This window comes from Kutzneria kofuensis (assembly GCF_014203355.1).
In the GTDB taxonomy this organism is placed as follows: Bacteria; Actinomycetota; Actinomycetes; order Mycobacteriales; family Pseudonocardiaceae; genus Kutzneria; species Kutzneria kofuensis.
On record NZ_JACHIR010000001.1, the window covers coordinates 5,464,747 to 5,482,050 of the forward strand.

A 17,304-nucleotide genomic window follows, 5' to 3' on the forward strand; every position below is an offset into this window, starting at 1 on the left:
GGGGCCTCGATGGGGTCCGATCGCAGGTTGGAGGCAGGTTACCCACGAGTAACGATACAGAACTACGGATGTGGCCCGGTTCACCCGTCAGCGTCGGAAACGCCGGCCCGGCCCGGTGTCGCGCAGCCTTGCCGCAGGCGGAGAAGCGCTGCTCAGAGGGTAGATGTCTAGCAGATCACAAGTCTTGACCGGCCGGCCAACCAAAGCGCATGATCTGTGCGTCCCACGAGGATGTGGAGGGGTTCAGATGGCTAGGTCATGGACTAGGTGGCAGGACTGGACCGAGGTTGTGATCGGGGCGCTGGTGGCGCTGTCACCGATCGTCGTGACGACCTCGACGGCCGCTGCGTGGACGATGATCGTCCTTGGTGTGCTCGTCGTGCTCGACGGCCTGTGGTCGCTCGCCTCGCCCAGCATGGTCGCCGGCGAGTGGGTGCAGATCGTCCTCGGCGTGCTGCTGTTCGTGGCACCCTGGGTGATGGGATACACGGAGTTCTCGGGCGCCTCCTGGGTGTCCTGGGTCGGCGGCGTGCTGACCGTGCTGGCCGGCGCGGTGGCCGTGCCGGTGGCGACGTCCGCGCACCGCGGACTGGCCGGATCACACTGACGATTGCCGGTGACGACGATTTTGGGGTGAGGGTGGAGGAGATCCCAGCCAGGGAGCGAATCCTGACGGCGGCGGAGGAACTGTTCGCCGAGACCGGGTTCGAGGCCACCCCCACCTCCAGGATCGCCGAGCGGGCCGGCGTGCCCAAGGGGCTCGTGCACTACTACTTCAAACGCAAGCCCGATCTCCTCGTCGCGCTCGTCGAGCGGTTGCCCGACGAGCGCATCGACGTGTCCCGGGTGGTCGTGGACGGCGACGTCGCGGCCAGCCTGCGCGCGCTGCTGGCGGAACTGGACCGCCGCCGCGAGGAATCGCTGATGCTGAGCAATCTGCTCTACCGCGAGGCCGACACCCACCACACCGTGCGCGACGCGCTGCAGGACCGGTTCCGCCAGCTGGTCGCCCTGATCCGTAAGGTGATCATGGCCGCCGGCAGCGCGGTGCAGTGCAAGGCGGACGTGGACAGCGCGGCCGAACTGCTCGCGCTGGCCGTCAGCTACCAGCACTCGGTCGCCCGCCACGCCACCGAGCCGGAACTCGGCCGCGTGACGATGGAACGGGAACTGGCCTTCATCTCCGACGCCCTGGCCCTCGGCGCGGGCGCCCCGTGATCCGCGGGCAGTGAACGGCGGCTTTTCGGACAGATCGAGTAGTTGCCATGTCAAGATGACGCCACACGTGGCACATTCCCGGTGCCGGCCAAAACCGGTTTTGCCGAGGAAGAGGGCTTGTGAGGCGGCCGACCATCCACGACATCGCGCGCGAGGCCGGCGTGGCCAAGAGCACGGTGTCGTTCGCGCTCAACGGCCAGCCCGGCGTGTCCGAGGCGACCCGGCGGCGCATCGCCGCCGTGGCCCATGAGTTGGGGTGGCAGCCGAGCCGCGCCGCCCGGGCGCTGTCGGGTGCGAACGCCGAGGTCGTGGGCCTGGTGCTGGCCCGCCCGGCCGGCCTGCTCGAAGTCGAGCCCTTCTTCATGCGGCTGATCGCCGGCGTCGAGGCGGCGCTGGGCGCGGACGACATCGGGCTGCTGCTGCAGGTGGTCGGCGAGGACCCGGCGCACGAGATGGAGGTCTATCGCCGCTGGTGGGGGCAGCGGCGGGTGGACGGCGTGCTGGTCGCCGACATCCGCGTGGACGATCCACGGCTGCCGCTGCTGGCCGAGTTGGGACTGCCGTGCGTGCTGCTGGGCAACGAGGTGCCGGGCAGCGGGCTGACCACGGTCGGGGTTGATTCGAAGGCGGCCATGGTTGCGGCGGTGGCACATCTGCGCGCCCTGGGGCATACCCGGATCGCCCGCGTCGCCGGCATCGCCGAGTTCCAGCAGACCGTGCTGCGCGGCCAGGCGTTCGCCGAGGCCGCCGGGCCGGACGCCGTGGTGGTGTCCGCCGACTACAGCGGCGAGCGGGGCGCCGAGGCCACCCGTGAGCTGCTCACCTCGGACCGGCCGCCCACGGCGATCGTCTACGACAACGACGTGATGGCCGTCAGCGCCGTCGGCGTGGCCGCCGAACTGGGCGTGGACGTGCCGGGGCAGCTGTCGATCATCGCCTGGGACGACTCGCCGCTGTGCCGGCTCCCGCACCCGGCGCTGACCGCGATGAGCCTGGACATCCCGGGCTACGGGGCCGCCGCCGCGGCGGCGCTGCTGCGGGTGATCGCCGGAGAGCGCGTGCCGGACACCGTGTTCGGGACCGCACAACTGGTCGTGCGTGGCAGTACCGCTCCGGCTTGATTCCGTTTCCTTTTCGGTCGTTGCCGACGGAATTCCGGGCGCTGGCCGGAATGATCTGGTCACGACCGGCGATCGCGGCGATTCGGAGTGGATACGCTCGCCGCCGAGGTGATGGGCATGAACCGACTGGTGGTCGCGGCGTACGCCGAGGACCCGATCACCCTGGGCGGGATGATCGGCAGCCTCGACGGCCGGCCCGATGTCTCGATCGCGCCGTACGGCCAGCAGCCGAAGCCGGACGTGCTCGTCGTGTGCGTGACCAGGGTCGGCGGCGACACGCTGGCGATGCTGCGCCGGATCGCCGCGAAGGAGCCGACCAGGATCGTGGTGGTGACCAGTCACCTGCGCGACATCGACGTGCTGCCGCTGGTGGAGTGCGGCGTGGTCGGCGTGGTGCCGATCGCCGCGGCCACCCCCGAGCGGCTCGGCCGGTCCGTGTTCGCCGCCGCTGGCGGCCACGGCGAGATGCCGCCGACGCTGCTCGGCCAGCTGCTCGGCCAGGTCGCCACGCTGCAGCGGGATGTGTTGCGCCCCATGGGGTTGGTCGCCTCGGGGCTGGCCGGACGGGAGCTCGACGTGCTCCGGCTGCTGGCCGACGGCCTCGACTCCGGGCAGATCGGCCGCAAGCTCGACATGAGCGAACGCGGCGTGAAGAACGTGATCGAGGTCCTGTTGCGCAGGCTCCGCCTGCGCAACAGGCCGCATGCCGTGGCCGCCGCGCTGCGCGCGGGGCTCTTCTGAATCAATGCCCCTCGGCGGGCTGCACCAGTTCCACCAGCACGCCGCCGGCGTCCTTGGGGTGCACGAAGTTGACCCGGCTGTCGGCGGTGCCGCGCTTGGGCTGCTCGAACAGCACCCGCAGGCCCTTCGCGCGCAGCGCCTCACAGGCGGCGTCCACATCCGTCACGCGGAACGCCAGCTGCTGCAGGCCCGGGCCGCTGCGGTCGAGGAACTTGGCGATGGTGGAGTCCGGCCGCGACGGGGCGAGCAGCTGCACCGCGGCGCCCGTGGTGTCGCCGGGAGCGCGCAGCATGGCCTCCCGGACGCCCTGTTCCTCGTTCACCTCCTCGTGGCTGACCTCCAGCCCGAAGGTCTCGCGGTGGAAGGCGATCGCGGCATCGAGGTCCGGCACCGCGATGCCGACGTGGTCGATGGCGGTGACAAGGCCGGCGAGCTCAGCGCGCAGGTTCATGCCACCGCAGGGTAGTAGCCTTGAGCAGCGCAGTCCCTGGAAATCGAAGCTGTGCGGCTACTCACAGCCGCAGGCAAAGCTACCGGCCGGTATGGTCCACAAGACCACCGCCCGCACCGTCGCTGGAGGCCGTCGTGTCCGGTTCCGTCATCGTCGCAGGGGCCCGAACCCCGATGGGACGACTGCTCGGCTCGCTCAAGGACTTCTCCGGAGCCCAACTCGGTGGCGTCGCCATCAAGGGCGCACTGGAGCGGGCCGGCGTGAGCCCGGAGCAGGTCGAATACGTGATCATGGGTCAGGTTCTGACCGCCGGCGCCGGCCAGATCCCCGCGCGGCAGGCCGCCGTCGCCGCCGGCATCCCGATGGACGTGCCCGCGCTGACCATCAACAAGGTGTGCCTGTCCGGCATCGACGCGATCGCCCTGGCCGACCAGCTGATCCGGGCCGGCGAGTTCGAGATCGTGGTGGCCGGCGGCCAGGAGTCCATGACCCAGGCCCCGCACCTGCTGCCCAAGTCCCGCTCCGGCTTCAAGTACGGCGACGTGCAGCTGCAGGACCACATGGCCTACGACGGCCTGTTCTGCGCCTTCGACCAGGTCGCGATGGGCTCGTCCACGGAGAAGTACAACTCCCGCTACGGGCTGACCCGCGAGGAGCAGGACGCGTTCGCCGCCCGCTCGCACCAGCGCGCCGCCGAGGCGGCCAAGAACGGCCTCTTCGACGAGGAGATCGTTCCGGTGCCGATCCCGCAGCGCAAGGGCGACCCGGTGCCGTTCGCCACCGACGAGGGCGTGCGGGCCGACACCACGGTGGAGACGCTGGCCAAGCTGCGTCCCGCCTTCGCCTCCGACGGCACCATCACCGCCGGCTCCGCGTCGCAGATCTCCGACGGCGCCGCCGCGGTCGTCGTGATGAGCAAGGCCAAGGCCGAGGAACTGGGCCTGAGCTGGCTCGCCGAGATCGGCGCGCACGGCGTGGTCGCCGGCCCGGACGCCAGCCTGCACGAGCAGCCGTCCAACGCCATCCGCAAGGCCTGCGCCAAGGAGGGCATCGACCCGGCCGACCTGGACCTGGTCGAGATCAACGAGGCGTTCGCCGCGGTCGGTGTGGTGTCCGCCCGCAAGCTGGGCCTGTCCGAGGACAAGGTCAACGTCAACGGCGGCGCGATCGCGCTCGGCCACCCGATCGGCATGTCCGGCGCCCGCATCGCGCTGCACCTGGCGCTGGAGCTCAAGCGCCGCGGCGGCGGGGTCGGCGCGGCCGCGCTGTGCGGCGGCGGCGGCCAGGGCGACGCGCTGATCGTGCGGGTCCCCAAGAACTAGTGACCCGCACCGTCGACGTGCCCGACCTGGTCGCTCGGGCCAGGTCGGGCGAGCCGCGGGCGGTCGCCCGGCTGATCTCGCTCGTCGAGGACGCCAGCCCGCACCTGCGGGACGTCGCCGCCGCGCTCGCCCCGCACACCGGGCGGGCGCAGGTCATCGGCATCACCGGCTCGCCCGGCGTGGGGAAGTCGACGATGACCTCGCAGCTGGTGAGTGCGTTGCGGCGCAAGGAACTCCGCGTCGGCGTGCTGGCCGTGGACCCCACATCGCCGTTCTCCGGCGGGGCTCTGCTCGGCGACCGGGTCCGCATGCAGGACCATGCGACCGATCCCGGCGTGTTCATCCGGTCCATGGCCAGCCGCGGGCACCTGGGCGGCTTGTCGTGGGCGACGCCGCAGGCCCTGCGGGTGCTCGACGCCGCCGGCTGCGATGTCGTGCTGATCGAGACCGTCGGCGTCGGGCAGTCCGAGGTCGAGGTCGCCGGGCTCGCCGACACCACGTTGGTGCTGGTCGCGCCGGGCATGGGCGACGGCATCCAGGCCGCCAAGGCCGGCATCCTGGAGATCGCCGACGTGTTCGTGGTGAACAAGGCCGACCGGGACGGCGCCGACCAGACCGTGCGGGAGCTGAAGCACGGGTTGTCGCTGGCCCGCCGGGAACGGCTCGGCCCCAGCTGGCGGGCGCCGGTCGTGCGGGCCGTCGCCGCTCGTGGCGAGGGCATCGACGACCTCGTGGCGGCCATCGGCGAGCACCGGAGTTGGCTCGTCGACCGGGGCGAGCTGGAACACCGCCGCCAGGCCCGCGCCGCCGCCGAGGTCGAGGCGATCGCGTTGGCGCAGCTGCGGTCCCGCATCGGCGACCTGCGCGGCGGCACGGCACTGGACCAGCTGGCCAAGCGTGTCGCCGCCGGCGAGGTCGATCCGTACGCGGCCGCCGACGACCTGGTCGAGGGCCTGCGGTGAGTCGCCGACGGTGATCCAATCGGGGGTGGCAGGATGGCGTGGGTGACCAGCGCTCCGATCCTGCCGGCGACGGTGGCGGCGGCACACCTCGAGTCGTGTGCGGCCGAGCTCGCCGGGGCCAGGCTTGCCGGCCTGGACGACGTGTCCGCGATCGTGCCCGTGCTGACGCGGGCGCAGCGACAGCTGGCGGTCGCGCTGGGCAACCTCGCCCGTCACACGGACGGCGGTCGTCCCCGCGGCGCAAGGGATGCCGGTGATTCGGCCGAGTCGGCTGCGCTGGCCGAGGTACTGCGTGCTGCGTCCGACGCCGCCCACGCTACGGCGAATGCGCTTGGAGAGTCGTTGCCACTGTTGGAAAACCTCGCCGACGGCGATACCCGTTCGTAGCAGCCGCCGCGCGGTTGCGCCCGTTTACGCTTGAAGGAAAGCGTTTTCGCGCCACCGAGGTGCTTCCCCCGCCGTTGTTGACGTGGCCACCGTCGAGGAGGGGTCGACTTGCGCAGCTTCTGGAAGGGCAGCATCGGATTCGGGCTGGTCTCCATTCCCGTCAAGGCGTACAAGGCCACCGAGGAGCGGGGTCTGGGCCTGCACCAGGTGCACGCCGCCGACGGCGGCCGGATCCGGTTGAGCCGGTACTGCGAGATCGACGGCGCCGAGGTGCCGGCGTCCGAGGTGGGCCGGGCCGCCGACACCGGCGGCGGGGACGTCGTGCTGATCACCGACGAGGACCTGGCCGGCCTGCCCGTGCCGACGCTGCGCACCATCGCCGTCCACACCTTCGCGCCGCCGTCGCAGATCGATCCGCTGTACCTGTCCCGCAGCTACTACCTCGAACCCGACACCGACGGTGTTCGCCCGTACGTGCTGTTCGCCGAGGCCCTCCGCCGCTCCGGCAAGGTGGCCGTGGTGAAGGTCGCCTTCCGGCAGCGGGAGACCCTGGGCATGCTGCGGGTGCGCGACAACGTGCTCGTGCTGGAGACCATGGTGTGGCCGGCCGAGATCCGCACCCCCGACTTCCCGTTCCTGGACGAGGATGTCGACGTTCGGTTGCCGGAACTCAAGGCCGCCACCGCGCTGATCGACTGCCTGTCCGGGGACTTCGACCCCGCCCAGCACAAGGACGCCTACCGCGAGGCCCTCGACGAGTTGATCGAGGCCAAGGCCGCCGGGAACGAGGTGATCCGGCCGGAGGTCCCGATCCAGCCGAACGGTTCGGGGGATCTGCTCACGGCGTTGGAGGCGAGCCTGAAGGCGTTGGAGCCCAAGGGATCCGGCGCTGTCCGCCGGGCCAAGGCCGCCGCGAGGAAGGCCGGGGAAGCCGCCGACCGCGCGCACAAGGCGGCTCGGACGGCGGCGAAGTCCCGGCGCTAGAAGGAAGAGCGGCTCGCCGCCGGCCAGGTGCGGTCGGCGGCGGATGCGTCCGCTAGCGCGGCAGTACCAACAACGCGTCTCCGACCGCCCGTTCGCCCGTCGCGTCCGACGGCGAGGTCACCAGCTTCCCGTTTACGGCCATGGCCGTCGAGCCGCCGCCATCCAGGTTCATCGCGGTCACCGCGCCGAGACCGGCGAGCAGGTGCGCGCCCTCCAGCAGGGAGAATCCCTCGCTGTAGCCGGGTTGGCGGCCGTCGACCGTGACGACGACGAGCCGGCCGGAGCGGTCGATGCCGACCATGGTCCGGGGGTTGCGCTTGACGGCCCAGCCGTAGAGGTACGACGGGTCGCCGGGGTGGGAAATCCCGTCGGCTACGGCATCCACCGACACTCGGCCGTCACGCACCAGCCAGGGGCCGCCGTTGACCACACCTTGCGCATGCACGGTCCGCCCGTGCTGGTCGACGACCCGGGAGTCGATCCGAAGCTTGGTGCCGGGCCGGGCGTGGGCGGTCAGCCACGCAGCGCCGGTCCCGATCCCCTGCAGCACATGGCCGTTCGCCGGAACGTCCCCGCCTCGTGGCTGCAGTGCCGTCACGGTGTCGTGTGCGTCGAGGACGGCCTCCACTCCGTCGCCGGTGGGCGTGGCCGCGCCGAGCTGGGGCGTGAACAGCACCAGCTCGTCGGCGTTGGTGCAGGTGGAGTCGTGCAGCGGCTCGGCGGTCGGCAGGTCGCCGGGCTCGCCGCAGTTGCGGATGACACCGGGCTTGCGGTTGATGCCGTTGACGGTCACGCCGTTCACGGTGACCGCGGTGCGCAGGCTCGCGATCGACGGCCGCTGCCCGAGAACGAGCTCGACCCGGCCGTTGGTGGCCTCGCTCTGCAACTGCCCGTCGTAGACGCCGAGCCCTGCCGCCTCACCGGGGAAGCCGTCCTTCGGATCGATGACGAAGAAGCCACCGTTCACGCCGACCAGCGCGCCGGCCGCAGCGGCCAGGGAGGAGGTGGTCCGCCGGCCGGTCACGGTCGGGCCGTGGGTGGCGATGACCTGGCCCTTGAACTGCCGAGGATCGACGATGACGACCTTGACGTGCTCAGGGCCCTGCGCCTGCGGGCCGTCCTGCCCCGTCCACTCGGCGCCGGCGGAGAAGCCGGCGGCCTTCATCGCGGCGGCCGTCGAAGCGGCCTCGGTCTGCGAAGCGAAGGATCCGACCCGAACCCGCCAGCCGAGCGGGCCGTGCGGGGAATCGGCGAACGCCGGCCAGTCGACCTCCTCGGCGCGGGCCGTGAAACCCTTGGCGGCCAAGGACTTCACCAGCTCGGCGGCGTGGTCGCGAGACCCCAACGCGGCCGCGGGAGCATCCGGATCCTGGCTGTCGCTGGGCACCGCGACGGTGACGGTCCAGCTGTTGTGCCCGGTGCCCTCGCCCAACGTCACGGACCGGACCGACACGCCCGGGGCCAACACCTCGACGGGAGAAGCCGGCGCGCTCACGCCGAGCACGAGAGCGCCGGTCAGCAGCAGCTTTGTTATCACATAAGGAAACTAACCGGTGAGGAGTCGGAAGCCCGACCCCTCACCGTGACTGTTCAGCAGCTCGACTTGTAGAAGTACTTGGACTGCTGGTCCATGTTGTCCTTGGTGATCGACACCAGGTCGGTGGCGATGTTCCGGGTCACCGACCCGCCGGTCAGCGCCGCAACGGCCTGGTCGACGCCGTCCTTGCCGATGGTGGCCGGGTCCTGCGCGATCAACGCCTGGAAGCTGCCGTCCTTGAGGTCGCTGACCTCCTTGGGGCTGGCGTCGAAGCCGACCAGGTTGACCTGCCCGGTCTTGCCGGCCGTGCGCAGGCCGGTCGCCGCGCCCTCACCCGTGTTCAGGTTGGTGGCGAAGATGCCGATCAGGTCCGGGTTGCTGGACAGCGTGGCGGTCACCTTCTGCGCCGACTGGGCGGCGTCGTTGTCGGTGTACTGCTGCCCGATGTAGGTGATGTTCGGGTACTTGGCGATCTCCTCCTTGAAGCCCTTCTCCCGCGCGTCGGTGGTGGAGGTGCCGGCAACGGTGTTGAGCACCAGCACCGAGCCCTTCTTGTCACCGACCAGCTTGGCGAGCGTGTCGGCGGCGAGCTTGCCGCCCTGCTCGTTGTTGGAGGAGATGGAGGACTCCGCGATCGAGGTGTCCTGCAGCGAGGTGTCCACCTCGATCACCTTGATGCCGGCGTCCTTGAGCTGCTTCATCGGCCCGGCCATCGCCTTGTCGTCGGTCGGCGCGATCAGCACCGCCGCCGGCTTGTTGGCCAGGATGCCGGTGACGATCGGCGTCTGGTCGCTCGGGTTGAACTTCTGCGGCGCCTGCGTCTTCACGGTGTAGCCCTTGGCCTTCGCCTCGGCCTCCACCCCGCACTGCATGGAGATGTAGAACGGCTCGGCCGACACACCCGGGATCAGCACCAGGTTCTTGTTGTCCGCGTTGGACGATCCCGAGGAGCCGCCGCTCTGCCCGACCTGGCCGCCGCACGCGGTGGCGAGCAGCGACACGGCGGCCAGCGCTGCGAGACCGGCGATCCTTCTAGTGTCCGTCATCGTTGAGAGACCTTTCACCTGACGAGAGATCAGCGCTGGTTGCGTGCCCGGCGGCGCACCTGGTCGAACCAGACCGCCGCCACCAGCACGATGGCGACCGCGATGGGTTGCCAGAACACGTTCACCCCGATGATGGTGAAGCCCTTGTTGAGCACCGCCGGGATGAACACGCCGATCACCGTGCCGATGACCGACCCGACACCGCCGAACAGACTGGTGCCACCGAGCACCACGCCGGCGATCGCGTTCAGGTTGTCCGTGCTGTGGCTGGTCAGCGTGGTGGTGGTGAAGTACGCCAACGACATGAAGCCGGCCAGCCCGGACAGCACCCCGGACAGCACGTAGACCAGCACCAGGTGCCGGGTGACACCGATACCCGTGCGCTGCGCGGCCACCTCGTTCGAGCCGATCGCGTACGTGTAGCGGCCGAACCGGGTGGTGCTGAGCAGCCACGCCCCGATCGCCGCCACCACCGCGGCGAACACCACCATCGTCGGGATGCCGCCGAGCAACGTGCCCGAACCCAGCGACCGGGCCAGCGCGGTCGGCATGGTCCGCACGTCGGAGCCGCCGGTGAGCAGTTCGCCCGCGCCGAGCGCGGCGCCGAACGAGCCCAGCGTCACGATCAGCGCCGGGATCTTCGCGCGGGCGATGAGCAGGCCGTTGAGCACGCCCCACGCCGCGCCGCTGACCAGCGCGACCACCCCGCCGACGATGATGACGCCCCAGCCGGCGTCGGTGGAGTCGCCGCCGGACAGCGCGTTCATCGCCAGCGCGGACGTGATGCCGGAGAACACCAGCACCGAACCGACCGACAGGTCGATGCCGGACGTGATGATCACGAACGTCATGCCGACCGACAGCACCAGCAGCACCGAGGTCTCGATCAGCAGGTACTGCAGGTTGGTCAGGTTGAGGATGCCGCCGGGGTCGATGATCCCGAACACCACGACCAGCGCCAGCAGCACCAGCGCGATCCACAGCGTGTTGGCGCCGGCCAGCCGCCGGCCGAACGACTGCTTCTCCAGCGGGGCAACGGATTCGGAAACGGTGGTCACGACACGTCCTCCTGCACCAGCGCGCCGGTCATCGCGCCGACGAGGTCCTCCAGCGACGCTTCTCCAGCCTTGAACCGGGCGACCCGCTTGCCCAGCCGCAGCACCTCGACGCGGTCCGACACCGACAGCACCTCGGGCATGTTGTGGCTGATCAGCACGACACCGATGCCGGCGTCGCGAACCTTGCGGATCACGTCCAGCACCCGCTCCCGCTGCACCACACCCAGCGCCGCGGTCGGCTCGTCCATGAACACGACCTTGCTGGCCCACACCACGGACCGGGCCACGGCCACGCTCTGCCGCTGGCCGCCGGACAGCGCCCCGATCGGCACCTCCACGCTCTGCAGCGTGACGCCGAGCCGGCCGAACTCCTCGGTGGCGCGGCGGCGCATCTCGGCCTTGTCCAGCATGCCGAGCGCGCCGAGGATGCCCTTGCGCTTGATCTCCCGGCCCAGGTACAGGTTGGCCGCCGGGTCCAGGTCCGGCGCGACGGCCAGGTCCTGGTAGACGGTCTCGATGCCCAGCGACCGCGCCGTGGTCGGCGAGTCGAGGTGGATCTGCTTGCCCTCCAACAGGATCTCGCCCGAGTCGGGCTGCTCCGCGCCGGACAGGCACTTGATGAACGTGGACTTGCCGGCGCCGTTGTCGCCGATCAGCGAGACGACCTCGCCGGCGGACACCTCGAACGAGGCACCGCGCAGCGCCTCGACGCTGCCGTAGTGCTTGACGAGCGACCTCGCCTCCAGCAGCGGCGTGCTCATGTGCGCACCTCCGGGGGTAGACACCTGACGGCCACCAGTCCGCCGTCCAACTTGGACGATCCGGCGGCGTGCGGCAACACGAAGGTGTCGCCGCGGCGCAGCGCGATCGGGTCGCCGCCCTCGGTGTGCAGCCGGCCCTCGCCGTCCAGCACCACCAGCACCGCGAACGACGGGTCCAGCTCGATCGGCGAGTCGGCGTGCAGCCGCTGCGCGCGGAAGAAGTCGCTGTTGGGCAGCAGGTCCACACACGGTTCGTGACGGTCGGCGGTGTGCTTGACGATCGTGTCCAGCCGCTTGGCGTCCCAGCCGGAGAGGTCCAGCGCCTCCAGCGCGACGGTCTGGCCGAGGCCCAGGTGCCAGGAGTCCGGGCCGTCCAGGAAACCCTGCCACTCGATCGTGATGGAGAAGTCGGTCGGCTGCTGCAGCTCGACGATGAACACGCCCTCGCCGATCGCGTGCGGCAGGCCGGCCGGGATGAACACCGTGTCGCCGGCCTTGACCGGCACCGCGTTCAACGCGCCCAGCATCGCCTCGCGGTCCTGCACGGTCACCCAGTTGTCCACGACGGCCGCGTCGGCGTCCGCCTTGAATCCGATGTGGACGGTCGGGTTCGGGCCGGTGGTGCCGACCACGATCCACGCCTCGGTCTTGCCGTGCCGGCAGTTCAGGTGGTCGGCGGCGAACGCGTCCGACGGGTGGTAGTGCACCGGCAACCGCTGGCCCGCGTCCAGCAGCTTGACCAGCAGCGCGGTGTCCGCCCCGTATCGGGCCGCGTGCTCGGCGCCCAGCCACGCCGTCGGGTCCGCCGCCACGGCGTCGCGCAGCAGCGTGCCGTCGGGCAGCGGCGACAGGCCGGCGTCCTTGCCGAACTGGGTCGTGATCGACCCCACCCAGTCCTCGGGACCGAACTCGGCCGTCGCCGGCATGCCGCGCAGCTCGGCGATCGCCGCGCCACCCCGGTAGAACTGCCGGGGCTGGTTGGCGGCCAACCGGACGGGCCGCAGGTTCTCGCTCAAGGTCGCATTTCTCCTGATCCACGGGGTACCAAACGCACCGGAAGCACCACCCGCCGCGGCGGGGAGGTGTCCCCGTCCAGGCGGGAGAACAGCAGTTCGGCGGCGGCCTTGCCGATCGCGCTGGCGTCGTGCGCGATCACTGTCACGGGCGGGTCGAGCAGGTCGGCCAGCTCGAAGTCGTCGAAGCCGACCAGGGCCGGGCGGTTGGGCCGGCCGGCGAGCACGCGCAGCAGGTGCACGGTGATCCGGTTGTTGCCGGCGACCACGGCGGTCGCCGGCTGCCGGTGCTCGCCGATCCGGCGCAGCACCTCGGCGATGCCCCGCTCGTCGTGCGGACCCATCGCGACCAGGTCCTCGTCGTAGCGGATGCCGGCGCGCACGCAGCCCTCGCGGAAGCCGCGCAGCCGCTCGTTGGCGGTGAAGATGTCCGGGGCGTCACCGAGGAAGGCGATCCGGGTGTGGCCGTGGGCGGCGAGGTGCCGCACGGCCAGCACGGTGCCGCCGATGTTGTCGACCAGCACGGTGTCGGCGACGACGTCGCCGGCGGGCCGGTCGAGGAACACCACCGGCATGCCGGCGCGCATCTCCGGCACCAGGTAGCCGTGCTGCATGCCGGCCGGCACCACGAGCATGCCGTCCACGCGGCGGGCGCAGAACTCCAGCGCCAGCTCGCGTTCCCGGCCGGGATCCTCGTCGGACGAGCCGGTGAGCACCTGCCGCCCGTACTGCCGGGCGACCTCCTCCACGGCCCGGGTGATGCCCGAGTAGAAGGGGTTGCCGACGTCCTCCAGGACCATGCCGATGGTGCCGGTGGACGAGCCGCGGCGCAGGTTGCGCGCGCCCAGGTTGCGCCGGAACCCGAGCTGGTCGATGGCCGCCAGCACGCGCTCGGCGGTGGCGGGGTGCACTCCCGGCTCGTCGTTGACGACCCGGGAGACCGTTTTGATGCTGACCCCGGCCAGTCGCGCCACGTCGCTCATGGTTGCGCGGCGGACCCGTCGAGGACCGAGGCTCGACAACGTTGTCATGATGGCGCGATCTCACCGGATCCACACACGCCTTGTCAATGGGTGTGAACCGGTCAAGTACGAAGGGCGGGGTGGAACCGCTGTTCGGCGAGATTTGGCTGTTCACAGTGTGAACGCGCGTTGTTGCTGCATACGGACGACTGTCGTTGTCCGGAAGCAGACAGGGTCATCCGTAGCGTCTTGACGCGGGTCCGACACGCTCCGCAGTGTTGCCGACGGGTCGAGCGGACCCGCCGGGCGTCGCGACAAGGTTGTCACGTCCGCCGCTCGACGAACTTGTGTTCGAGCCACGGGAGGCGACCGCACGATGTTCCCTGTCCCGAGACCGCGGCGCTGGCGCGCCGCAGCGGTGATCGGCACGGCGCTGGCGATGGTGGTGTCGCCGATGGTGGCGACAACCGCGACCGCCGCGCCCGCGCCGAAGGCCCAGGACCTCGCCCAGTGGGTGGATCCGTACATCGGCACCCAGCCCGGCGACGCCGACATGGGCACCGGCGGCGGCGCGGCCAACACGTTCCCCGGCGCGGACGTGCCGTTCGGCATGGTGCAGTGGAGCCCGGACACCGTGACGCTCCAGCACGGCGGGTACTACTACCAGGACAACCGGATCAAGGGCTTCAGCCTGACCCACCTGTCCGGCGCGGGCTGCGACACCTACCAGGACATCCCGTTCATGCCGGTCGTCGGCGACATCACCGACTCGCCCGCGGCCAACCCGATGAAGTACATCTCCACCTTCTCGCACAGCAACGAGAAGGTGACCGCCGGCTCGTACGGCGTGAACCTGGACAACGGGGCCAAGGTCGAGCTGAGCGCCACCCAGCGCACCGGCGCCGGCCGCTTCACCTGGCCGGTCGGGCCCACCTCGACGCTGCTGGTCAACGTGTCCGGCTCGATCATGGGCACCGACGACGCGTCCGTCACCATCGGCAAGAACTACATCAGCGGGTACGCCGCCAGCGGCCACTTCTGCGGCGCCGACGACCACTACCGGGTCTACTTCTACGCCCAGTTCGACCAGAACTTCGCCAGCACGGGCACCTGGCACAACGGCGCCGTGACGCCCGGCAAGGACGCCGAGCGCGGCATGTCGCTGCCGAAGGCCCCGGTCACCAGCGCGCCCAACACCGCCAACGCCAAGTCAGCCAAGGCGAAGTCGGACGTCACCTCGCAGTCGGTGAAGCCGCAGGACACCACCGTGTCCGGGCCCGGCAGCGGCGCCTACGTCACCTTCGACAACACGAAGTCCCCGACCGTCAACGTGAAGGTCGGCGTCTCCTTCGTGTCGGTGGACGGCGCGAAGGCGAACATCAAGGCGGAGAACCCGGACAAGACCTTCGACCAGGTCGCGGCGGCGGCGCGGGCGTCGTGGAACAGCCGGCTCAACCAGATCGCGGTGACCGGCGGGACCAACGACCAGAAGACCATCTTCTACACCGCGCTGTACCACTCCCTGTTGCAGCCCAACGTGTTCTCCGACTCCGACGGCCAGTACCCCGGCTTCGACGGGCAGCTGCACAAGGCCGCCAAGGGACACGCGATCTACACCAACTTCTCCGGCTGGGACATCTACCGGTCCGAGGCGCAGCTGCTGGCGCTGCTGGCGCCCAGTGAGACCTCCGACATCGCCAACTCGATGGTGCAGTTCGCCGCGCAGGGCGGGTCCTGGGACCGGTGGACCGTCGCCAACGACTACACCGGCGTCATGAACGGCGACCCGTACCACATCATCGTGTCCACGGCGTACGCCTTCGGCGCCAAGGGGTTCGACGCCAACCAGGCGCTGCTGCTGATGGAACGCGGCGCCTCGCAGCCGACCGTCGGCTACGAGGAGCGGCCGGGCCTGGCCAACTACCTCAAGCTCGGCTACGTGCCCGGCGTCGCCTCCGACACGCTGGAGTACACCAGCGCCGACTTCTCCATCGCGCAGCTGGCCCGGCGCCTCGGCGACTCGGCCACGTACAACACGTTCATCAAGCGGGCCCAGAACTGGCAGAACCTGTACAACCCGGCCACCGGCTACCTGCAGCCGCGCGCGGCCAACGGCTCGTTCGGCAGCCCGTTCAACCCGGCCGACCCCGGCGGCTACACCGAGGGCAACGGCGCGCAGTACGTGTGGATGGTGCCGTACAACTACAGCGGGCTGATCACCGCGCTGGGCGGCAACGACGCCGTGAACAAGCGGCTGGACGACTTCTTCACCAAGCTCAACGCCGGCCCCAGCGACCCGCACGCGTTCCTGGGCAACGAGCCCACCCTGCAGACGCCGTGGATCTACGACTACACCGGCGCGCCGTACAAGACCCAGGCGCTGGTCAACCAGATCCGCCAGCAGATCTGGAAGGCCGGCCCGAACGGTCTGGTCGGCAACGACGACCTCGGTGAGATGTCGTCCTGGTACGTGTGGGCGTCCCTCGGCCTGTACCCGGAGATCCCGGGCCGCGCCGAGCTGACCCTGAACACGCCGGAGTTCACCGGCGCCGTCATCACCCGTCCCGGCGGTCAGAAGATCACCATCAACGCCCCGGGCGCCTCGACGTCGACGCCGTACATCGACTCGCTGAAGCTGAACGGCCAGACCTGGACCAAGCCGTGGCTGCCGGAGTCGTTCGTCAACACCGGTGGAACGCTGGACTTCAGCCTGTCGTCCACGCCCAACACCAGCTGGGGCTCGGCGCACGCCGACGCGCCGCCGTCGTTCACCGACGGGGCGGTCAACCAGAGCACGTTCGTCGACCCGTCCCGGCTCGTCGCCCCCGCGGGCGGCACCGCCAACGCGAACGTCGGCGTGCAGGACCTGTCCGGCCAGGGCACGACCGTGCACTGGACCGCCACCGCGCCGGCCGGGCTGACCATCACCCCGTCCTCCGGTGACCTGACGACTGATCCCGGCGGCAAGGCCAGCACTCCGGTGACGGTCACCGTCGCCGCCGGCACCGCCGAGCAGACGTACAACATCCCGATCTCGTACACCGCCGGCGGCAAGGCCATCAACGGGTCGACCCTGGCCGTGCTGGTGGCGCAGCCCGGCAGCCTGCGGGCCACGTTCAACAACGTCGGCACGTCGCCCGACGACAACCAGCAGATCGGCAACTTCGACGGCGGCGGCTGGAGCTACTCGCGCAACGCCTTGGCCGCCAAGGGCGTCAACCCGGGTTCGACCATCACCGACTCCGACGGCCTGAAGTTCGTGTGGCCCAACGTTCCCGTCGGTGAGCTCGACAACGTCAACGCCGGTGGGCAGACCATCAACATCGACGCCCCTGCCGGCGCCACCCAGCTGTCCCTGCTCGGCAGCGCCGGCAACGGCAACGCCTCCGGGACGTTGACCATCACCTACACCGATGGCACCACCCAGAACGCCTCCGTCGGCTTCTCCGACTGGGCGCTCGGCGGTGGCGGCGCTCCCGTCGCGTACAACAACCGGACCGTCGTGACCATGCCGTACCGCAACGCCGGCGGCGGCACCTCGCAGCAGCTCGTCGTCTACCTGTTCGCCACCGCGCCGATCGCTTTGCAGGCCGGCAAGCAGGTCAAGAGCATCACGCTGCCGGGCACCATTCAGGGCGGCACCTTCCACGTGTTCAGCATCGCCGTCGGCTGAGCACTCCCAGACGCTCACGAGGGACGTGGCGGCGGCTTCGTGAGTGACCCGAGGCGGGCTGGTCACCG

General features: G+C 70.5%; 16 protein-coding genes. 9 read left to right on the forward strand and 7 right to left on the reverse strand.

Features of this window, described 5'->3' with window-relative positions:
- Positions 1–247: 247 nt before the first annotated feature.
- The 4 genes from BJ998_RS25350 (at position 248) to BJ998_RS25365 (ending at position 3,080) form a co-directional block, all read left to right on the forward strand.
- Complete coding sequence (locus tag BJ998_RS25350) at positions 248–607, forward strand: SPW repeat domain-containing protein (protein WP_184865504.1); 360 nt, start codon at positions 248–250, stop codon at positions 605–607.
- A 32-nt stretch (positions 608–639) separates the two neighbouring features.
- Complete coding sequence (locus BJ998_RS25355; protein ID WP_184865506.1) at positions 640–1,218, forward strand: TetR/AcrR family transcriptional regulator; 579 nt, start codon at positions 640–642, stop codon at positions 1,216–1,218.
- Positions 1,219–1,337: 119 nt separating this feature from the next.
- Positions 1,338–2,339, forward strand: a complete 1,002-nt coding sequence (locus BJ998_RS25360) for a LacI family DNA-binding transcriptional regulator (RefSeq protein ID WP_184865507.1) — start codon at positions 1,338–1,340, stop codon at positions 2,337–2,339.
- A 117-nt stretch (positions 2,340–2,456) separates the two neighbouring features.
- On the forward strand, positions 2,457–3,080 hold the full coding sequence (locus BJ998_RS25365; protein WP_184865509.1) for a LuxR C-terminal-related transcriptional regulator: 624 nt from the start codon (positions 2,457–2,459) through the stop codon (positions 3,078–3,080).
- Between the two features lies 1 nt (position 3,081).
- Here BJ998_RS25365 and mce read toward each other — a convergent pair whose 3' ends face one another.
- Entirely contained in the window at positions 3,082–3,531 is a 450-nt protein-coding gene (mce, locus tag BJ998_RS25370) for a methylmalonyl-CoA epimerase (RefSeq protein ID WP_184865511.1), read from the reverse strand.
- A 134-nt stretch (positions 3,532–3,665) separates the two neighbouring features.
- Between mce and BJ998_RS25375 the strand changes: the two genes are divergently transcribed.
- The 4 genes from BJ998_RS25375 (at position 3,666) to ku (ending at position 7,186) form a co-directional block, all read left to right on the forward strand.
- Positions 3,666–4,853 (forward strand): acetyl-CoA C-acetyltransferase, encoded by a 1,188-nt coding sequence (locus BJ998_RS25375; RefSeq protein WP_184865513.1) that lies wholly within the window; start codon positions 3,666–3,668, stop codon positions 4,851–4,853.
- Positions 4,853–5,815 carry a methylmalonyl Co-A mutase-associated GTPase MeaB gene (meaB, locus tag BJ998_RS25380; RefSeq protein WP_184865515.1) on the forward strand — a complete coding sequence of 321 codons (963 nt, stop codon included), beginning with the start codon at positions 4,853–4,855 and terminating at the stop codon, positions 5,813–5,815. The genes BJ998_RS25375 and meaB overlap by 1 nt, the downstream gene beginning before the upstream one ends.
- Positions 5,816–5,848: 33 nt before the next feature.
- The gene (locus tag BJ998_RS25385) at positions 5,849–6,202 is read left to right on the forward strand and encodes a hypothetical protein (RefSeq protein ID WP_184865518.1); all 354 of its coding nucleotides are present in this window, start codon (positions 5,849–5,851) and stop codon (positions 6,200–6,202) included.
- Between the two features lie 108 nt (positions 6,203–6,310).
- On the forward strand, positions 6,311–7,186 hold the full coding sequence (ku, locus tag BJ998_RS25390; RefSeq protein WP_184865520.1) for a non-homologous end joining protein Ku: 876 nt from the start codon (positions 6,311–6,313) through the stop codon (positions 7,184–7,186).
- 52 nt (positions 7,187–7,238) lie between these two features.
- Here the strand turns inward: ku and BJ998_RS25395 are convergent, their stop codons facing one another.
- Genes BJ998_RS25395 through BJ998_RS25420 form a run of 6 tightly spaced genes read right to left on the reverse strand, consistent with a single transcriptional unit; the run spans position 7,239 to position 13,584 of the window.
- Positions 7,239–8,723, reverse strand: coding sequence for a phosphodiester glycosidase family protein (locus tag BJ998_RS25395; protein ID WP_184865522.1), 1,485 nt, complete (start codon positions 8,721–8,723; stop codon positions 7,239–7,241).
- A gap of 53 nt (positions 8,724–8,776) precedes the next feature.
- Entirely contained in the window at positions 8,777–9,769 is a 993-nt protein-coding gene (locus BJ998_RS25400; protein WP_184865525.1) for an ABC transporter substrate-binding protein, read from the reverse strand.
- Between the two features lie 29 nt (positions 9,770–9,798).
- Entirely contained in the window at positions 9,799–10,827 is a 1,029-nt protein-coding gene (locus tag BJ998_RS25405; protein WP_184865527.1) for an ABC transporter permease, read from the reverse strand.
- Complete coding sequence (locus tag BJ998_RS25410) at positions 10,824–11,588, reverse strand: ATP-binding cassette domain-containing protein (protein WP_184865529.1); 765 nt, start codon at positions 11,586–11,588, stop codon at positions 10,824–10,826. The genes BJ998_RS25405 and BJ998_RS25410 overlap by 4 nt, the downstream gene beginning before the upstream one ends.
- Positions 11,585–12,604 carry a class I mannose-6-phosphate isomerase gene (locus BJ998_RS25415; protein WP_184865531.1) on the reverse strand — a complete coding sequence of 340 codons (1,020 nt, stop codon included), beginning with the start codon at positions 12,602–12,604 and terminating at the stop codon, positions 11,585–11,587. Before BJ998_RS25415 ends, BJ998_RS25410 begins: the two co-directional genes overlap by 4 nt.
- Entirely contained in the window at positions 12,601–13,584 is a 984-nt protein-coding gene (locus BJ998_RS25420) for a LacI family DNA-binding transcriptional regulator (protein WP_184865533.1), read from the reverse strand. The genes BJ998_RS25415 and BJ998_RS25420 overlap by 4 nt, the downstream gene beginning before the upstream one ends.
- 355 nt (positions 13,585–13,939) lie before the next feature.
- Here BJ998_RS25420 and BJ998_RS25425 point away from each other — a divergent pair, with 355 nt between their 5' ends.
- Positions 13,940–17,236, forward strand: a complete 3,297-nt coding sequence (locus tag BJ998_RS25425) for a GH92 family glycosyl hydrolase (RefSeq protein WP_184865535.1) — start codon at positions 13,940–13,942, stop codon at positions 17,234–17,236.
- Positions 17,237–17,304: the final 68 nt, after the last annotated feature.